The organism is Gilvimarinus chinensis DSM 19667 (assembly GCF_000377745.1).
Lineage (GTDB): Bacteria > Pseudomonadota > Gammaproteobacteria > Pseudomonadales > Cellvibrionaceae > Gilvimarinus > Gilvimarinus chinensis.
Window position 1 is genome coordinate 141,131 of the sequence record NZ_KB898708.1, and the last position, 16,579, is coordinate 157,709.

Annotated in this window: 17 protein-coding genes; 13 read left to right on the forward strand and 4 right to left on the reverse strand. The window is 50.2% G+C overall.

Translation table 11 applies throughout. The features are described from left to right. From motD to D568_RS0110160, 5 genes are all read left to right on the forward strand, one after another. On the forward strand, window positions 1–909 hold the full coding sequence (gene motD / locus D568_RS19880) for a flagellar motor protein MotD (RefSeq protein WP_020209492.1): 909 nt from the start codon (window positions 1–3) through the stop codon (window positions 907–909). 26 nt (window positions 910–935) lie between these two features. Continuing rightward, on the forward strand, window positions 936–1,751 hold the full coding sequence (locus tag D568_RS0110145) for a ParA family protein (protein ID WP_020209493.1): 816 nt from the start codon (window positions 936–938) through the stop codon (window positions 1,749–1,751). After that, window positions 1,748–2,575 carry a chemotaxis protein CheW gene (locus D568_RS0110150; RefSeq protein ID WP_020209494.1) on the forward strand — a complete coding sequence of 276 codons (828 nt, stop codon included), beginning with the start codon at window positions 1,748–1,750 and terminating at the stop codon, window positions 2,573–2,575. The genes D568_RS0110145 and D568_RS0110150 overlap by 4 nt, the downstream gene beginning before the upstream one ends. Before the next feature lie 105 nt (window positions 2,576–2,680). After that, the gene (locus D568_RS0110155) at window positions 2,681–3,166 is read left to right on the forward strand and encodes a chemotaxis protein CheW (protein ID WP_020209495.1); all 486 of its coding nucleotides are present in this window, start codon (window positions 2,681–2,683) and stop codon (window positions 3,164–3,166) included. 11 nt (window positions 3,167–3,177) lie between these two features. Beyond that, window positions 3,178–3,558 (forward strand): DUF2802 domain-containing protein, encoded by a 381-nt coding sequence (locus tag D568_RS0110160; protein WP_020209496.1) that lies wholly within the window; start codon window positions 3,178–3,180, stop codon window positions 3,556–3,558. A gap of 7 nt (window positions 3,559–3,565) precedes the next feature. Here D568_RS0110160 and D568_RS0110165 read toward each other — a convergent pair whose 3' ends face one another. From D568_RS0110165 to D568_RS0110180, 4 genes are read right to left on the reverse strand one after another with little or no spacing between them, the layout of a single operon-like run. Beyond that, the gene (locus tag D568_RS0110165; protein WP_020209497.1) at window positions 3,566–4,327 is read right to left on the reverse strand and encodes a YciK family oxidoreductase; all 762 of its coding nucleotides are present in this window, start codon (window positions 4,325–4,327) and stop codon (window positions 3,566–3,568) included. 7 nt (window positions 4,328–4,334) lie between these two features. Further along, a complete protein-coding gene (locus D568_RS0110170; protein ID WP_245551626.1) occupies window positions 4,335–5,012 on the reverse strand; it encodes an HAD family hydrolase in 678 nt (225 codons plus the stop codon). Window positions 5,013–5,019: 7 nt separating this feature from the next. Beyond that, on the reverse strand, window positions 5,020–5,745 hold the full coding sequence (gene ubiG / locus D568_RS0110175) for a bifunctional 2-polyprenyl-6-hydroxyphenol methylase/3-demethylubiquinol 3-O-methyltransferase UbiG (protein ID WP_020209499.1): 726 nt from the start codon (window positions 5,743–5,745) through the stop codon (window positions 5,020–5,022). Continuing rightward, window positions 5,742–7,082, reverse strand: coding sequence for a TRZ/ATZ family hydrolase (locus D568_RS0110180; protein ID WP_020209500.1), 1,341 nt, complete (start codon window positions 7,080–7,082; stop codon window positions 5,742–5,744). The genes ubiG and D568_RS0110180 overlap by 4 nt, the downstream gene beginning before the upstream one ends. A 232-nt stretch (window positions 7,083–7,314) precedes the next feature. Between D568_RS0110180 and gyrA the strand changes: the two genes are divergently transcribed. The 8 genes from gyrA (at window position 7,315) to cmk (ending at window position 16,426) form a co-directional block, all read left to right on the forward strand. Further along, entirely contained in the window at window positions 7,315–9,906 is a 2,592-nt protein-coding gene (gyrA, locus tag D568_RS0110185; RefSeq protein ID WP_020209501.1) for a DNA gyrase subunit A, read from the forward strand. A gap of 7 nt (window positions 9,907–9,913) precedes the next feature. After that, complete coding sequence (gene pheA, locus D568_RS0110190) at window positions 9,914–11,011, forward strand: prephenate dehydratase (protein ID WP_020209502.1); 1,098 nt, start codon at window positions 9,914–9,916, stop codon at window positions 11,009–11,011. A 2-nt stretch (window positions 11,012–11,013) separates the two neighbouring features. Then, complete coding sequence (locus D568_RS0110195; RefSeq protein WP_020209503.1) at window positions 11,014–11,922, forward strand: prephenate dehydrogenase/arogenate dehydrogenase family protein; 909 nt, start codon at window positions 11,014–11,016, stop codon at window positions 11,920–11,922. A 166-nt stretch (window positions 11,923–12,088) separates the two neighbouring features. Continuing rightward, complete coding sequence (gene cysD, locus D568_RS0110200) at window positions 12,089–13,000, forward strand: sulfate adenylyltransferase subunit CysD (RefSeq protein WP_020209504.1); 912 nt, start codon at window positions 12,089–12,091, stop codon at window positions 12,998–13,000. A 74-nt stretch (window positions 13,001–13,074) separates the two neighbouring features. Then, the gene (cysN, locus tag D568_RS0110205; protein WP_020209505.1) at window positions 13,075–14,493 is read left to right on the forward strand and encodes a sulfate adenylyltransferase subunit CysN; all 1,419 of its coding nucleotides are present in this window, start codon (window positions 13,075–13,077) and stop codon (window positions 14,491–14,493) included. Between the two features lie 129 nt (window positions 14,494–14,622). Further along, window positions 14,623–14,913, forward strand: a complete 291-nt coding sequence (locus tag D568_RS0110210; RefSeq protein ID WP_020209506.1) for a ComEA family DNA-binding protein — start codon at window positions 14,623–14,625, stop codon at window positions 14,911–14,913. A gap of 117 nt (window positions 14,914–15,030) precedes the next feature. Next, window positions 15,031–15,732, forward strand: coding sequence for an orotidine-5'-phosphate decarboxylase (pyrF, locus tag D568_RS0110215; protein ID WP_026286970.1), 702 nt, complete (start codon window positions 15,031–15,033; stop codon window positions 15,730–15,732). A 22-nt stretch (window positions 15,733–15,754) separates the two neighbouring features. Further along, a complete protein-coding gene (cmk, locus tag D568_RS0110220) occupies window positions 15,755–16,426 on the forward strand; it encodes a (d)CMP kinase (protein WP_020209508.1) in 672 nt (223 codons plus the stop codon). The last annotated feature ends 153 nt before the right edge of the window (window positions 16,427–16,579 follow it).

Below are 16,579 nucleotides of genomic sequence, written 5' to 3' on the forward strand. Positions count from 1 at the left end.
ATGCCTCGTCGCCGCTCCACAGAGTTAAAAATCAACCACGAACGCTGGCTGATTTCTTATGCTGACTTCATCACTTTGTTATTTGCTTTCTTTGTCGTCATGTACTCCATTTCTCAAATCAATGAAAGCAAATATCGTGTTCTATCTTCGACTCTCGAAGAAGCGTTTAAGCCGATACCGAAAAGGGCGTCTTCGGGTAAAACGGGGGCGAGCGCACAGTTTAGAGAGGACAATGTTTTGCCTGCAGGCGTTACATCGGCAGAGGACGCATCGGCCGTTGATCAAGGTAACTTGCCAAAGCTCGAAGATCAGTTTCGCCAGGAGTTTAAGTCTTTGTTGGATAGCCAGCTTATGGGTATCTCCAGTAATGAAATGTGGTTACAGATAGAGTTACGGGACAGCATTTTATTTCCTTCTGGCAGTGCAGAAGTAAGCGCGCAAGCGCGAAATATATTTGCCAGGGTCGCGAAGATTGTTCAACAGACCGATAACCCCGTTCAGATTGAGGGGTTTACTGATAATGTTCCTATTCAGACTTCAGAGTACCCTAGCAACTGGGAGTTATCCTCCGCGCGAGCCAGTGCTATTGTTAAGCGTATGGTCCTTGAGGGGGTAGAGCCGAATCGTCTTGCGGCGGTGGGGTATGGTGAGTTTCAGCCGGTTGCCTCTAATCAAACCGAAGAAGGCCGCGCCCAAAACCGGCGGGTGGCCATTATGATCGCCAGAAACCAGCGCGATCGTCCTACCAGCAAGTGGCGGGAGCCAGTGTCTAAAGCTTCTGAACAAAAACAAAATGTTGAAGAAACCTATCCAGCTGCCGATAGGGATATTGAAGCGGTGGAAATGGGTAATGGGAACTTGTTGTTTAGCAGTGACCCGGAATTACCACGCAGCGGTAGTGCCCAGTAAGAGTGCCATTTGAGCAGGAGTACGGCTTGAAAGTTTGGACAGTTGCGAATCAAAAAGGTGGGGTAGGTAAGACAACCACCAGCGTTGCCCTGGCAGGTCTGGCGTTAGAGCAGGGCTTGCGGGTGCTTATGCTTGATTTGGATCCCCACGGCTCTCTGACCAGCTATTTTGGCCAAGACCCCGACAGGCTGGAGAAGGGCGCCATTAACTTATTTATGGCTCGTGAAAAAATAAGTCCATCGCTAGTCAAAACCAATCTATTACCGACCCGTTATCCGGGAATGACGTTATTGCCGGCCTCCACGGCCCTTGCCACGTTGGAGCGGAAAACGGTCGGGCAAGGGGGGTTGGGGTTGGTGGTAAAGCAGTCTTTGGCCGCCGTTGAAGATGAATACGATCTGGTTTTGATCGACACTGCGCCTTTATTGGGTGTTTTGATGATTAACGCTCTAGCGTGCTGTGATGAGCTGATTATTCCTGTACAAACTGAGTTTTTGGCCCTTAAGGGCTTAGAGCGCATGGTTAACACCTTGAATATGATGTTTCGTTCAAATAAGCGCCAAGTGAGTTATCATATCGTCCCCACAATGTTCGACCGACGAACCCAGGCGTCAGTTAGTACGTTCCATACGATACGACATGATTATCCTGAGCACACATGGCCAGGGCGTATTCCAATCGATACTAAATTTCGTGATGCGAGTAAAGCGGGTATTCCTCCACACTTATATGAACCTGATAGCCGTGGTGTGGATGCGTATCGCTCCCTATATAAGTGGCTGTGTCGACTACCTGGCTCTAGGTCTATTGCTGACACTTATACGGCTGGAGGTGCTCGATGAGCTTGCAGCCAGATGACTTATTGCAAACCTACCTTGATGACTTGTTGGTTATTGATGCTTCGGAAGCTGAGCCAATCAAGCCTGTTTCAAGCGGTGAAATAACAGATCGTAAGGCTCTATCACAAAAAGCCGCCACTGAAGACGATAAGCGCTTGCAGCTGCAAAAACTCTTGCACAGTGCCAAGCTTCAGGTTGCGCAGGTTGTGGATGCGCCAGCCTCTGAGGAGCTTGAAACTGAACTTACTGCAGATACCACGAAGGTATTAGAGGCGTCTGTGGCCGAGGTTGAGGAAAGTCATCCCGAATTAAACGAAAGCGCGCTAGCGGTTGAATCATTACAGCAAGAGTTAGCCTGGTCTGAAAATGGCCGCCCACAATGGGCGCAAGATGTGTTTGAGGTGCTGTTGTTTAAGGTGTGTGGGCTGACTTTGGCGGTCCCGCTGATTACTTTGGGTCAAATCACTCCTCTTACGGATGAGCTAACCCCCTTATTTGGACAGGCGGATTGGTTTATGGGCCTTCAGCCTACACCGTCAGGTAAGGTTCGTACGGTCAATACGGCTAAGTTTGTTATGCCTGAGCGTTATGATTCAGTGTTTGAGCAAACGGCCAAGTACGTTATTTCTATTAATGGTGTGCCGTGGGGGTTGGCCGTTGATACAGTAGAACAACCTATTCGACTCAGCCCGGAAGACGTTAAATGGCGTACCGAGCGAAGCCAGCGGCCCTGGTTGGCGGGGACAGTTAAAGAGCACATGTGCGCACTACTGGATATTCCACAAATGGGCGGTTTACTGACACGTGCGGATAAAAACGCTCGTTAAGTGTTGGCGCATTTATTAATGCTATAGTAAAAGAGTTTGAAGCGTATTCATTCAGACTTCGGACAATTAAAGCGGCCCTAGAGGCCTGTGACTGAGGGTAGAATCATGGCAACAAATGCCAATCAAAACATCAATTCTGACGATCCGGTACTGCAGTGGGTCACCTTTCGCCTGGATGGTGAAACCTATGGGATCAATGTTATGCAGGTGCAAGAGGTCTTGCGGTATTCAGAGATCGCTCCTGTGCCCGGTGCACCAGCGTATGTGTTAGGCATCATTAATTTGCGCGGCAATGTTGTCACGGTAATCGATACTCGCCACCGATTTGCATTGCCAGCAGGAGAAGTTACCGATAATACTCGCATTGTTATTATTGAAACTGATAGCCATGTGATCGGTATTCTGGTTGATAGCGTGGCTGAGGTGGTATACCTGCGACAGTCCGAAATCGAGATGGCGCCGAATGTGGGCAATGAAGAAAGCGCTAAGTTTATTCAGGGCGTATGCCACAAGAACGACGAATTGTTAATATTAATCGAACTCAATAAACTGCTTACGAATGAAGAGTGGGCGGAGTTGGATGAAATCTAACGGAAGGGCGAATGGCAGCTCAATTGATTAGCGCTTCGTGGGTATTGTTTTTTTGTGGTGTAACCGCGTGCGTTGCACTTCTTGCCATAAGTTTGGCGATCACTGCCCGAGCTCAAGCTCGAAGTGTTCAGCGGGACATTGCTAAGTTAAACAAAGATCTTACTGCTATCAAAACGGGTGCTGTGGGGATGGGGCGGCGCATTATTGCCATGGAAGAATCGCACCCACAGTACCAGTCTTCCGGAGCACTAAACTCTGAAGGCTCTCGTCCCTATACCGAAGCGACCCATTTACTCTCTCTTGGCTTGGACAAAGATGAAGTGGCGAGTCGCTGCGGCCTGTCGCGGGCCGAGGCATCCTTGCTTGACGCTCTGCGAAAAAAATCCAATTAATCAGCATCTATTGGGCATTAAATCGTTGCCCGGTGATGTTTTGGCTGTCCTCTCCTATTAGATACAAATACAGCGGCATTAGGTCTTCGGGGGTTTTCAAGGTTGAAGGGTCTTCTGCTGGGTAGGCCGCCGCACGCATCTGCGTTCGGGTGGCGCCAGGGTTGATGCTATTGACATGAATCTCATCGTCGGCCAGTTCGTCCGCCAGCGTTTGCATTAGGTTCTCTTGCGCCGCTTTGCTGGCAGCGTAGGCACCCCAATAGGCCCGCCCTTGGCGACCCACACTTGAGCCCGTAAAAACGATGCTGGCGTGGCTTGCGCGTAGCAAAAGAGGTAGCAGTGCTTGGCTCAACATAAAGGGTGCGTTAACGTTGACTTGCATTACTCGGCTCCAGGTGTCACACGCGTAGTCACGTAGTGGCATTCGGTCTCCAAGCTCTGAGGCGTTGTGCAGTATGCCATCCAGCTGTCCAAATTCTGCTTCAAGAATGTTGCACATCTCAGTAAAGTCTGACTCTTTGGCGCCTTCGAAATTAATAGGGTAAATAGCTGGCTGCGGCAGGCCTGCCGCTTCTATTTCATCGTAGACAGTTTCAAGTTTTTGTAAGGTGCGCCCTGTTAAAACCACGGTCGCGCCGTACTGCGCAAAGGTAATAGCCGCTGTCCGGCCTATGCCGCCACCGGCGCCAGTAACAAGAATAATCTTATTTTGCAGTAAGTTTTGACGGGGCTTATAGTCAGCGGGCAGAGTTTTAATGTGCTCATTCATAGTGTGTTTAATTTCGAAAAAGTTGACGTAAAAGCTTGGGAAGTTGAAGCGGGTCGCTAACGGTGTGGTCCGCATGCCACTGGGCTGGGTCGTCCTGAGGTTCGATGTAACCATAGGTACAGGCGATAGTGGTTGCCCCACAGGCCTTGCCACAGTCGATATCTCGCTTGTGATCACCTAAATAAATGATTTCCTGTGGCGAGCAGCCGAAATGGGTCGCCGCTAAGAGCAGAGACTCAGGGTCTGGTTTTCGATGCGTCACATGATCTGGGCAAATTACAATACTTGGGGGGGAGGGGAAGCGCATCTGCTCGAGAAGCGCTTGGGTATACAGTTCGGGTTTGTTGGTGGCAATTCCCCAGCCAATTTGGTTGTCCGTAAGCCACTGTAACAACTGATCAATTCCAGAAAAGGCTTTTGTGTGCACGGCAACATTGAGCAAGTACAGCTCCAGTAAACGGCTGCGTAAACTTTCAAAATTATCGCTGCCAGGTTCCTCGTTAAAAGCCTGTTGAATTAATGCCGCAGCACCGTTAGAAACGCTAAGTCTTATCTTAGCCTTATCCAAGGGTGGTAGTTTTTGCTCTATCCGAAGCCGGTTAAGCGCTGCCGCTAGATCGTCGGCGGTATCGAGTAAGGTGCCATCAAGATCGAACATGACGGCCTGGTAGTTTACTGTATTCACGTAGGGCCTAATGGTTTTTTTGTGTGTGCATAAGATAATTCACGCTCACATCGTTGGGGGCAAGTTTAAAGCTTTTACTGATAGGGTTGTAACTGATGCCACAGGTGTCGATTAAGTTGAGCCCCGCCTGGCGAGCAAAGCCAGCCAGCTCTGAAGGTTTTATAAATTTGGCGTAGTCGTGAGTACCTTTTGGCAGTAAATTCAGAATGTATTCGGCGCCAACCACAGCTAAGCCCCAGGATTTAGGGGTGCGGTTAAGGGTCGAAAAAAACACGTGGCCGCCGGGTTTTACCAAATTTGCGCAGGCTTGTACGATGCTGGCAGGGTCTGGAACATGCTCCAGCATTTCCAGGCAGGTAACAACGTCGAAGTGTCCCGGCTGTTGCGTGGCCATTTCTTCGGCACTAATTAAATTGTAGTTAATCGTTAAGTTACTTTGCTCGGCGTGCTTTTGTGCAACGTCAAGTGGGGCTTTTCCCAGGTCAATACCAGTGACGCTGGCGCCGCGAAGGGCCATGGCCTCGCAGAGAATGCCGCCGCCACAACCTACGTCAAGCACGCTTTTTTCGGCTAAAGAGGCGCGCTCATCGATGTAATTGGCTCGCAGTGGGTTCATGTCGTGCAAAGGGCGAAATTCACCCTCTGGGTCCCACCAGCGCTCTGCTACTTGCTCAAATTTGGCGATTTCTTCTGCATCGCAATTGATTGAGTGGGTTTGCTCGTTAGGGGTCATGCTCTGCTCCGGGGGGTAGATTGAATTCGAGCCGCCCATGTCTGGGTTCGCGTTTTGATCTCTCGCTCGTTCAAGGTTTGCAGGTGGCCTGATAATAAAAGGGCCCTTCCAGCGGCCCAAACATGGCTTACGACCATCGAACGGTTGTTGTACGCAATCGCTGAAACTGGATCGTACATAGGGTAATTAGCAATATTATCAATTTGTAGGGCTGTAATATCGGCAGATTTTCCAACTTCAAGTGAGCCGGTGATGTGATCAACTCCCAGGGCTTTTGCCCCGTTGATGGTCGCGCAGGCCAAGGCCTGATGTGCATTCATGGCCGCAGGATTTCCGCTGACAGCTTTGGCGAGAAGTGCAGCGGTTTGTAGTTCCTCGAGCAAGTTGAGATTGTTGTTACTGGCAGCACCGTCGGTGCCCAAAGCAACGTTCACACCGGCTCGATGTAGTTTGTCTACCGGGCAGAGTCCGCTTGCCAGCTTTAGGTTGGATTCCGGACAGTGGATAACGTGGGCGCCATGACTGGCGAGCGTCTGTATGTCGTCATCCGTTAGCTGCGTCGCGTGTACACATTGAGTCTGCGGGGTCAATAATCCCAACTGCTGTAGTCGTTCTATTGGACGTAGGCCCGTCTCAGCGATGGCCTCTGCAACCTCTTTAGCCGTTTCTTGTACATGAATTTGTACCGGAGCTTCAAGCTCTCCCGCTAAAGTAACCACGCGTTGCAGGTGTTCGTCGGATACCGTATAGGGCGCATGTGGACCAAAGCCTATGCGAATTAGGTCATCGCCTCGATATTCATCATGCAGGGCCAGGCCCTTAGAGAAATACTCATCGGGACCATCTCCCCAGGCGGTGGGAAAATCAAGAATGGGAAAGGTAATTTGCGCTCGTATATGAGCCCGACGGGCAACTTGAGCGGCTTGCTCTGGAAAAAAGTACATGTCAGAAAAGCAGGTAATACCCGAGCGGATCATCTCGGCGATCGCCAGTTCTGTCCCGTCGCGCACAAACTCTGCATCTACGTGTTGCGCTTCGGCCGGCCAGATATGCTCATTAAGCCAAGACTCCAATGGATAATCATCTGCGAATCCTCGCAGCAGGCTCATGGCGGCGTGACCGTGAGCGTTGATCAGCCCCGGAATCAGAATATGACGATCAAGATTAAGGGTCTGCTCCGCAAGGAAACGCTTTTCAGCTTCCTCAAACGGGGTGATGGCAATTATTTTTTGCCCATGAACGGCGATGGCACAATTCTCTAATACCCTGTTGGAGGGGATAACCGGGACAATCCAGCGCGCTTTGATCAATAACTGTACAGCCTGCTTGGCGGGCATAGTGGCTCCCTTGGATGCAACCTTTCCACAAAGTTCGATTATATCTCAACGACGCTTGTGTGTGGGTTTGACGGGCTTCACTGTGTCACCTATCCATCTGATTTTATGGTAATATTGAGCACTTTACCTTGACCGTGTTAACCGCGGTGCAAGTCGGCAGGATTAAGGTCTCGCCTCCTGTTCTGAGCAGGGCCTACACACCGCTTTACGACAATAAGGAACCCGTTGATCCATGGGCGATTTAGCGAAAGAAGTTTTACCCGTCAATATTGAAGATGAGCTCAAGCAGTCCTATTTGGATTATGCCATGAGCGTAATTGTTGGACGGGCTTTGCCCGACGTGCGCGATGGCTTAAAACCGGTGCACAGGCGCGTGCTTTTCGCCATGAGCGAGTTAAAAAACGACTGGAACAAATCCTACCTGAAGTCCGCGCGTGTAGTGGGTGATGTGATCGGTAAATACCACCCTCATGGCGATTCCGCGGTTTACGACACAGTCGTACGTATGGCTCAGCCATTTTCTCTGCGCTACACCCTCGTCGACGGCCAGGGTAACTTCGGTTCGATCGATGGTGACAACGCTGCGGCCATGCGTTACACCGAAGTGCGCATGAAGAAGATCGCCCACGAGCTGTTGGCTGATCTTGACAAGGAAACGGTCGACTATGTGCCCAACTACGATGGCAGCGAACAAATTCCTGATGTGCTGCCGACGCGAGTGCCCAACCTGTTGGTGAATGGCTCGTCGGGCATTGCTGTGGGCATGGCCACCAATATTCCGCCACACAACCTGCGCGAAGTGGTGCAAGGCTGTTTGGCTCTGATTGATAACGAAGACATCAGCATTGATGAGTTGATGGAGTTTATTCCCGGTCCGGACTTTCCGACAGGGGCAATCATTAATGGCCGGGCGGGTATTGTTCAGGCCTATCGCACGGGGCGTGGCCGGATTTACGTGCGTGCGAAAGCAGATATCGAAGTCGACGAAAAAACCGGCCGCGAAACTATTATTGTCACCGAAATTCCTTATCAGCTGAATAAGGCGCGTTTAATTGAGCGTATTGCTGAGCTGGTTAAAGAAAAGAAAATCGAAGGCATCAGTGAGCTGCGCGACGAGTCTGATAAAGACGGTTTACGGGTTGTTATTGAGGTAAAACGCAACGAGTCCGCTGAGGTGTTGCTCAATAACCTATACGCGCAAACTCAGCTGCAGAATGTATTTGGTATCAACATTGTTGCCCTGTTGGATGGCCAGCCTAAAGTTCTTAACTTAAAAGAGCTGCTTGAGGCGTTTGTGCGTCATCGCCGCGAAGTGGTCACTCGTCGTACCGTTTATCTGTTGCGCAAGGCCCGTGAGCGCGGCCACATTCTAGAAGGTCTGGCGGTCGCCATCGCTAATATCGACCCTGTTATTGAGTTGATTAAAAGCTCTCCAACGCCAGCGGACGCTAAAGAAGGCTTGATAGCGCGCGGTTGGGAGGCCTCTGAAATGGGGCAGTTCCTTGAGCGTGCCGGCGAAGACGCTTGCCGCCCTGAAGATTTGCCCGATTCGTTCGGTATGCGCGACGGCAAGTACTATTTGTCGCCGACCCAGGCTCAGGCGATCCTGGAGTTACGCCTGCATCGCCTGACGGGTATGGAACACGACAAGCTGATTGCGGAGTACAGCGAAAAGCTTGAGCAAATCGCCGAATACCTTGAAATTTTGGGTAATTTTGAGCGTTTGATGCAGGTGATTCGTGAAGAGCTGGAAGCGATTGTTGAAGAATACGGTGATGAGCGTCGTACCGAAATTACCGCATCGACTCTGGATTTGACCGTTGAAGACCTGATTAACGAAGAGCAGCGTGTGGTGACGATTTCCCACGGCGGCTACGCGAAGAGTCAGCCGCTGGCTGATTATCAGGCGCAGCGTCGCGGCGGAATGGGCAAGTCCGCCACCTCCGTTAAAGACGAAGATTTTGTTGAACACCTGTTGATTGCCAGTACCCACGATACAGTGCTGTGCTTTACCAGTGCCGGTAAAGTGTACTGGCTCAAGGTCTATCAAATTCCCGTAGCTGGAAGACAGTCCCGTGGACGCCCGGTGGTGAACTTAATGCCGCTGGAAGACGGGGAGCGTATTACCTCTATCCTTCCTGTGCGTGAGTTTGATGCCGATCACTTTGTGTTTATGGCCACCGAAAAAGGCACAGTGAAGAAGACCTCTTTGGATCAGTTCTCGCGCCCGCGCAGTGTTGGCTTACGAGCCATTGATTTGGATGAGGGCGACCATCTGGTGTACACCGCCATTACCAACGGTGATCGAGATATTATTTTGTTCGCCAGTAACGGTAAAGCGGCGCGTTTCAACGAGTCGGCTGTTCGCTCTATGGGGCGTATCAGTCGTGGTGTGCGCGGCATAAAGATGGCCGAAGGCCAATCGGTGATCGGTATGGTTGTGCCTGTTGAGGACGGCAAGGTGCTTACCGTCAGTGAAAATGGCTATGGCAAACGTACCGAGGTGGAAGAATTTCCGGCTAAAGGTCGTGGCGGCCAGGGTGTGATCGCAATGGCAGCCAGTGAGCGTAATGGGCCGCTGGTGGGGGCTGTACAGGTACTTGACGGCGAAGAGATTATGTTGATCTCTGACCAAGGGACATTGGTGCGCACCCGCGTTGATGAAGTGTCTGTGTTGAGTCGTAACACTCAAGGTGTTCGGTTGATTAAACTGCGAGAAAATGAGCATTTGAAAGGTGCTGCTCGTATTGAAGATGCCGGTGATGAGGATGCCGAAGACGAATCCACTGAGGCTGATAATGCGGCGCAATCAGATGAGGATTGATAGTTAAATGTCTGATCAAACAAAAGACGCGCTCTTAGCATTACGGAATCGCATCGATACCATTGACGCCGATATCGGCAAACTGATATCTGAGCGCGCCCGCTGCGCTCAGGAAGTGGCCGATGTGAAAAGTGCAAGTGGTGATGCCGATGTTCTTTTTTATCGCCCTGAGCGCGAGGCTCAAGTGTTGCGTAAAGCAATGGAGCGCAATGAAGGGCCGTTAAGCGATGAAGAAATGGCTCGCTTATTTCGCGAAATCATGTCTGCCTGTCTGGCGCTAGAGCAGCCTATTAAGGTGGCCTATCTGGGGCCGGAGGGCACATTCACCCAGCAGGCGGCATTAAAACACTTTGGCCAGTCGGCGGTGGCCATGCCTTTTTCTGCAATCGACGAAGTGTTTCGTGAGGTAGAAGCCGGTGCCGTGAATTATGGCGTTGTGCCGGTAGAAAATTCCACCGAGGGTGTTGTTAGCCACACGCTGGATAATTTTATGGGTTCAAACCTGAAAATTTGTGGCGAAGTGGAGTTACGTGTTCACCATAATTTAGTGGTTTCCTCGGTGACAAACGTTAACAGCATCAGCCGAATCTACTCTCATGGTCAGTCTTTGGCGCAGTGTCGAAAATGGCTAGACTCCCATTACCCGAAAGCTGAGCGCATAGCGGTTTCGAGTAACGCCGAGGCTGCTCGCCGCCTGAAGGGGGAGTGGAATGCTGCGGCCATTGCTCCGGCTAAAGCCGCTGAAATTTATGAGCTGGATATACTGGCTGAGAAAATCGAAGATCAGCCTGATAACAGCACCCGCTTTTTAATTATCGGCACCGAGCAAGTGCCGGCCAGCGGGCGCGACAAAACCTCTTTACTGGTGGCTATGCGCAATCAGCCGGGTGCTCTGCATAATTTGTTAGAGCCCTTCCACCGCAATAATATTGATTTGACCCGTGTAGAAACACGCCCTTCGCGCACCGGTGTTTGGACCTACGTCTTTTTTGTTGATTTTAACGGCCATGTCGATGAGCCTTTGGTGCATGAAACTTTAAAGGAAGTGGCTACGCGCGTGGCGGATTTAAAAATATTAGGCTCATACCCAAAGGCAGTATTGTAATTATGGTGCAGAGAAAACCACCGATTCGAAAGCTGGTTGTGGTTGGTGCGGGCCTTATTGGAGGGAGTCTTGCCAAAGGCTTGAAAGAGCGTCAATGCTGTGAGGAAGTTGTTGCCGTTGTGCGCCGCGAAAAAGTAGCCCGCCGAGCGGTTGAAATTGGCGTGGCTGACCGCGCAGTATTGAGCCTAAGTGATGTCGCCAGCGAACTTAATGGCGACGACTTAATTTTTATTGCGGTACCAACTTTAGCCGTTCCCCAGGTTTTGGCTGGCATCAAAGGCACCGTTTCCAGTGAAGTGACCATTACCGATGGTGCCAGTGTGAAGGGGAGTGTGGCTGAAGCTGTCTTTGAAGTGTACGGCGAATTTCCCGAGCAGGTGGTATTGGGGCATCCGATAGCTGGTTCGGAACAAAGCGGCGTCGATGCGGCGAACCCCAATCTCTACGTCAATCATCGAGTAATCCTTACCCCTGCGAGCACTACCGGGGCGTCCCACCTACATAAGGTTGCACAGGTTTGGCAAAGTGTGGGGGCTGAAGTTGTAGAAATGTCTATTGCAGAGCACGATCAAGTGCTTGGGGCCACCAGTCACTTACCTCACGCCATTGCATACTCGTTAGTTGATACACTGGCTCATGATATCGATAACCCCAATATCTTCCGTTACGCTGCCGGGGGGTTCCGCGATTTTACCCGAATTGCTTCCAGTGACCCATTAATGTGGCACGACATTATGCAGGCGAATAAAAGTGGGGTTCTTGAGTCGCTGGATCTCTTTATGTCTAATCTCAAGCGGTTACGCAGAGCCATCGAAGATGGCGACAGCGGCTACCTATTAGAAACATTCACCCGCGCTAAAACAGCGCGCGACCGTTATATCCACTCGCAGGTAAAGCGCGAACCCGCCTGAGCACTGGCTAAGGGTATAAGCATAGAAGTATTCGTTTGTTCACTTTACCTCTAAAACACGTTACCTTGCGCCGGTTTAAGATGAATAGCGGAATAACTTTGTCTATAATACGCGCCTCCTGACGCCAGGTTGGCGGTTAACTTTTGATCAACAGACTGTGAGCGGCATGTCCGAGCAATATAATCTTACCCATCTAAAGCAGCTTGAAGCTGAAAGTATTCAAATCATCCGTGAAGTTGCGGCAGAGTTCGATAATCCGGTGATGCTGTACTCCATCGGCAAAGATTCGGCAGTGATGATGCACCTAGCTTTAAAAGCCTTCCATCCTGGAAAACCTCCTTTTCCGTTGTTGCATGTGGATACAACGTGGAAATTTCGTGAAATGATTGAGTTTCGCGACAATCGGGTGAAAGAGCTAGGCTGGGACTTGATGGTGCATATCAACCAGGAAGGAGTTGATATGGGAGTGGGGCCGTTTACCCACGGCAGCGCCAAACACACCGACATCATGAAAACCCAGGCCTTGAAGCAGGCGTTAGATAAGTACAAGTTTGATGCAGCTTTTGGTGGCGCTCGTCGCGACGAAGAGAAATCTCGAGCGAAAGAGCGTGTGTACTCTTTCCGCGATCGCAACCATCGTTGGGACCCTAAAAACCAGCGTCCGGAGTTATGGAGCATTTACAACGGCCGTGTTGACCAAGGCGAAAGCATTCGTGTGTTCCCATTATCCAACTGGACAGAGTTGGACATCTGGCAGTACATCCATCTTGAGAATATTCCACTGGTGCCTTTGTACTTTGCTGCCAAGCGCCCAGTTGTGGAGCGCGACGGCACCCTCATTATGGTAGATGACGAGCGTATGCCACTAGAGCCCGGGGAAGAGGTGCAAGAAAAAATGGTGCGCTTTAGAACCCTGGGATGTTATCCGCTTACCGGTGCTGTAGAGTCAGAAGCGACAACTCTGCCAGAAATTATTCAAGAGATGCTGCTGACCACAACATCAGAACGGCAAGGTCGAGTTATCGATCATGATAGCGCGGGCTCCATGGAGAAGAAAAAACAAGAAGGCTACTTCTAAGAGTTTTTTTGTTCGTTTTCTATTCGGGTAGAGGCTTGGCCTCCCCAAAAAGTTATTTAATTTGAGAGTGCAAAATGAGTCATCAATCGGACTTGATCGAAACTGATATTGACGCTTATTTAAAGCAGCATGAACATAAAGAGCTCCTGCGTTTTCTCACGTGCGGAAGTGTGGACGACGGTAAAAGCACCTTAATTGGTCGCTTGCTGCACGATTCAAAAATGATTTATGAAGACCAGCTGGATGCAGTGCGCTCCGATACCAGTCGTCATGGCACAACAGGTAAAGAGCTGGATTTGGCATTGCTGGTTGATGGTTTGCAGGCCGAGCGTGAGCAGGGCATTACCATCGATGTTGCGTATCGTTATTTTTCTACGTCCAAGCGTAAGTTTATTATTGCCGACACCCCCGGGCACGAGCAGTACACTCGCAATATGGCAACCGGGGCTTCCACCTGTGATCTGGCCGTAATTCTGATTGACGCCCGTTATGGCGTGGTCACTCAAACTCGTCGCCACAGCTATATTGCGTCACTTCTGGGCGTAAAACATATCGTGGTTGCTGTTAACAAGATGGATTTGCTGGATTTTGATGAGCAGGCCTTTATCAAGATTAAATCTGACTACTTGGCATTTGCCCAAAAGCTGGGCATGGAAGATGTGCAGTTTGTGCCGATTTCGGCACTTGATGGCGACAACGTGGTAAATCGCTCTGAAAAGTCTGCTTGGTATACCGGCAAAACTCTGATGGAAATTTTGGAGTCGGTTCCGGTAACAGCGGATAAAAACTTTGACGATTTCCGTTTTCCTGTTCAGTACGTCAACCGTCCGAATCTAGATTTTCGCGGTTTTTGCGGCACCGTCGCCTCGGGCGTTGTGAGAGTAGGGGATGCGGTAAAAGCTTTGCCGTCTGGTAAAAGCAGTAAAATTAAATCGATAGTGACTTATGATGGGGATCTTGCGGAAGCATTTGCAGGTCAAGCGGTTACACTGACACTGGAAGATGAAATTGATGTAAGCCGTGGCGACATGTTTGTCTTGGAAAATGACGCTGTCGAGCAAACAAGTCACCTGAAAGCGCATGTGGTGTGGATGAATGAAAATCCGGGCAAACAAAAGTCTGAGTATTTATTCAAGTTTGCCAGCAAGGTGGTGAGTGGACATTTCTCTGATTTAGAGTATCAGATTGATGTAAACACCCAGGAGCATGCTGCGATCTCGGAGTTATCTCTTAATGACATAGCGGTGGCCAAGGTTACTCTTGCGCAAAAGGTGGTCACTGATTCATATCGTCGTAACCGTGAAACGGGCGCGTTTATCGTTATTGATCGATTGACCAACATAACCGTTGGCGCTGGTATGGTCATCGAAAGCCTGGCAGCAGAAGCGGGTATTGAAAGTGATTACAGCGAGTTTGAGGTTGAGCTCAACGCTCTCATTCGCAAACATTTCCCTCACTGGGGAGCTAAGGATCTTTCATCGCTGCTTAAATAAATGTTAAGTAGTTCAAAAAACCGCGGCAAAGGTCGCGGCTTTTTTCGTCTTATGTTGCAGAAATGTGACTATAGACTAAGTTTTCATGTGACAGGGCCCGTGTCATCCCAATAATATATGGAGATTCCTATGAAACATTTCTTTCGTACCCTTTTTTTGATTCTCACGATTTGTTCTTTTACACCTTTAAGCGCGTTAGCCGATGAGGCCCAAAACCCGCCTGCACAGGTGATAAATATTAATACAGCTGATGTGCAAGATCTTACGCAGCTAAAAGGAATCGGCGAGACGAAAGCTAAGGCCATTGTCGCCTGGCGGGAACAACACGGTAACTTTGAAAGCCCTGAGCAACTACTGGCTGTGAATGGTATAGGAGAAGCCACGCTGGAAGATATTAAATCACAAATCAAATTGCAGTGACGCAAGCTGCCATTGGGGAGACCCTCAATGGCATTTCTTGCTGCTTATTTACCCCAAGTTTGGTTTAATAGCCAACTCAAACCCGCTACGACGGGTGTTGCTGACAACGGGGGAAATATGCGACAGCTGGATGGACCTCGCCTGATTGTGGCGATGGATTACGATAACGCTGAAGACTGCCTAACAATTGCACACCAATTATCACCTCAGGATTGCCGCCTCAAAGTGGGTAAAGAGCTGTTTACTACAAGCGGGCCTCAGCTCGTTGAACAGTTAATGACTTTGGGGTTTGATGTTTTCCTCGATCTAAAATTTCACGATATTCCTAACACGACGGCAAAAGCTGTTGCCGCCGCCGCGAACCTCGGGGTATGGATGGTGAATGTTCATGCCAGTGGTGGTCGACGGATGATGGAAGCCGCGTGTGACGCGCTAGCGCCTTTCTCTAACAAGCCGTTGCTTATTGGTGTGACCGTGCTCACAAGCATGGAGTCGCAGGACCTTGCGGACATTGGTATTGACTCAGAGCCAGAGGCGCAAGTCTTAAAGCTGGCTTCGCTGGCAAAATCCTCCGGTCTTGACGGTGTGGTGTGTTCTGCGTTGGAGGCGAGCGCTCTAAAGCGAAAATGTGGTGAAGACTTCTCGTTAGTCACTCCAGGCATTCGTCCTGCTTCCGCGGCAAAAAATGATCAACGCCGTATTATGACTCCCGCTGAAGCGGTAGGTGCGGGCAGCGATTATCTCGTTGTTGGGAGACCTGTCACTCAGGCTGGTGACCCTAGCCAAGCTTGCCGCGCCATTCTTTCTGAGCTGCCATAATTCCCTAGGAGCGTTCTTGATTATGAAACAGAGCTTTATTGTCACCATAGACGGCCCTAGTGGTGCTGGAAAGGGGACCTTAAGTCAGCTGTTAGCACAGGAGCTCGGGGCAAACTTACTTGATAGCGGCGCCTTGTATCGCTTAGTGGCTTTGCATAGCTTTCAGCAGGGTATAGCTATTACAGATGTTGCTTCTCTGAGTGAGTGCGCACGGTCGTTGCCTGTTCAATTCCGGCACTCTGAAGCCGGCATCTCTATTTTGCTTAATGATGAGGATGTTAGCCTAGCTATACGTGACGAGGCCGTGGGGATGCGGGCGTCAAAGGTAGCGGCCCTGCCTGAAGTTAGGCAGGCTTTATTGCTCAGGCAGCGGCAGTTTGCAGAATCTGGCCCTCTGGTGGCCGATGGTCGAGATATGGGCACAACGATCTTTCCTGAAGCTGATTGGAAATTCTTTCTCACCGCGAGCGCAGAGGCTCGTGCCCACCGGCGTTTTAAACAGCTGCAGGATCGTGGGGAAGAGGTGGATATTAATCGTTTGATTGCTGATATTAAAATCCGAGATGATCAGGACCAGAATCGTGCTAGCTCACCTCTGCGGCCAGCCAAAGATGCCATTTTAATCGATAGCACTTCGCTTGGAATTGAAGAAGTTCTAGCGTCAATGCTTGATTATATCCAACAAAAGCAATAACGCGCACGATCCTTGCAGTAGACATGCAAGCGCCCATCGGATGGGCGTTTTACATGTACGCCTCCTTAAAGAGGCCTGTTTGTAAGGTCGACATGGCAATTGTCACAAACAAGCGATTAACTTTGCTTGCACCGTTTACGAGCAGTCGTTGTA

Bases quoted from the DNA above. Each gene is read 5' to 3' on its own strand.
- D568_RS0110165 (WP_020209497.1), bottom strand. From the start codon at position 4,327: ATGAATGAGCACATTAAAACTCTGCCCGCTGACTATAAGCCCCGTCAA.
- pheA (WP_020209502.1), top strand. From the start codon at position 9,914: ATGTCTGATCAAACAAAAGACGCGCTCTTAGCATTACGGAATCGCATC.
- cmk (WP_020209508.1), top strand. From the start codon at position 15,755: ATGAAACAGAGCTTTATTGTCACCATAGACGGCCCTAGTGGTGCTGGA.
- D568_RS0110210 (WP_020209506.1), top strand. From the start codon at position 14,623: ATGAAACATTTCTTTCGTACCCTTTTTTTGATTCTCACGATTTGTTCT.
- cysD (WP_020209504.1), top strand. From the start codon at position 12,089: ATGTCCGAGCAATATAATCTTACCCATCTAAAGCAGCTTGAAGCTGAA.
- D568_RS0110160 (WP_020209496.1), top strand. From the start codon at position 3,178: ATGGCAGCTCAATTGATTAGCGCTTCGTGGGTATTGTTTTTTTGTGGT.
- gyrA (WP_020209501.1), top strand. From the start codon at position 7,315: ATGGGCGATTTAGCGAAAGAAGTTTTACCCGTCAATATTGAAGATGAG.
- cysN (WP_020209505.1), top strand. From the start codon at position 13,075: ATGAGTCATCAATCGGACTTGATCGAAACTGATATTGACGCTTATTTA.
- D568_RS0110150 (WP_020209494.1), top strand. From the start codon at position 1,748: ATGAGCTTGCAGCCAGATGACTTATTGCAAACCTACCTTGATGACTTG.
- D568_RS0110155 (WP_020209495.1), top strand. From the start codon at position 2,681: ATGGCAACAAATGCCAATCAAAACATCAATTCTGACGATCCGGTACTG.
- D568_RS0110180 (WP_020209500.1), bottom strand. From the start codon at position 7,082: ATGCCCGCCAAGCAGGCTGTACAGTTATTGATCAAAGCGCGCTGGATT.
- ubiG (WP_020209499.1), bottom strand. From the start codon at position 5,745: ATGACCCCTAACGAGCAAACCCACTCAATCAATTGCGATGCAGAAGAA.
- D568_RS0110195 (WP_020209503.1), top strand. From the start codon at position 11,014: ATGGTGCAGAGAAAACCACCGATTCGAAAGCTGGTTGTGGTTGGTGCG.
- pyrF (WP_026286970.1), top strand. From the start codon at position 15,031: ATGCGACAGCTGGATGGACCTCGCCTGATTGTGGCGATGGATTACGAT.
- motD (WP_020209492.1), top strand. From the start codon at position 1: ATGCCTCGTCGCCGCTCCACAGAGTTAAAAATCAACCACGAACGCTGG.